Raw genomic sequence first — 890 nt, forward strand, 5'->3', positions numbered from 1 at the left:
CCGATTGGGCTGAATGGGGGCCTGAATCCCTATTCGTACGTCCATAATCCCACCGGATGGGTTGATCCTCTGGGGCTGGCAACATGCCCAGTAATCAAACAACGTGTTCTGGACAATATCGCAGCAAGTAAAGCCGCCAGAGAATCATCTAATTTCAGTAAACCTAATACAAAAACGGGTTTTGGTTATGGAGTGAATGATAAGCCCGTCAGAATATCTGGAGACTGGAGTAAACAAGACATATTTAATGGATTGCATGGAAGAACACCTAAAGGTTTAGGCTCGCCAGATCTACATCATGCTCATCAAATGCCAGGTTCTGCCATCCATGAAGTTTTACCAAACGTTCATAGAGGCAATACTGCATTACATCCAAATAAATTTAATCAGGGTGTCACACCGGCCATGCGAGATGCGGATAGGAAATTACATTGGTGGTATAGAGCAAGAGAACAAGGTGCAGAGCAAATATATCCTCATCTAATTTACGATTAATATTTTGGTACTAACATGAATACACATGAATTCTCACGAGTTGTTAATTATGTAAAAAGCATCAAACCAAATTGGTTTTTATCAGGAGATGAATATTTGGCAAGTAAGGAGGATATAGAACAAGTAGAGTTGCTTGTAGGAGGAACTTTACCAGATGAATATGTTTATTTTTCAAATAATTATAATGCCGGATATTTTGCATTCGTGAATATTTACTCTCTTAATCCTAATAGTGAGTGGTATTTACCTGTTAAGAATAAAGAATATGAAATGGTCTCAATGCCACAAGGTTTTATTGCTTTTAGTGATGATGAAACTGGTGGTTATTACGGTTTTTTAAAAGAGAAGACTCAATATAAAAATGAAGTATATTTTTTTGATTCATCAGGGGATGG

1 protein-coding gene and 1 pseudogene are annotated in these 890 nt (G+C 37.5%); both read left to right on the forward strand.

The genetic code is table 11. The annotated features are described in order from the left end of the window. Window positions 1-495 (forward strand): annotated as a pseudogene (locus tag C5470_RS23185) (hypothetical protein); the annotation flags it as partial. A gap of 15 nt (window positions 496-510) precedes the next feature. Then, window positions 511-890 (forward strand): SMI1/KNR4 family protein (locus C5470_RS22040; protein ID WP_166291922.1); only part of this gene is annotated, 380 nt, incomplete at its 3' end.

This window comes from Photorhabdus stackebrandtii (genome assembly GCF_011189495.1).
GTDB classification, from domain to species: Bacteria; Pseudomonadota; Gammaproteobacteria; order Enterobacterales; family Enterobacteriaceae; genus Photorhabdus; species Photorhabdus khanii.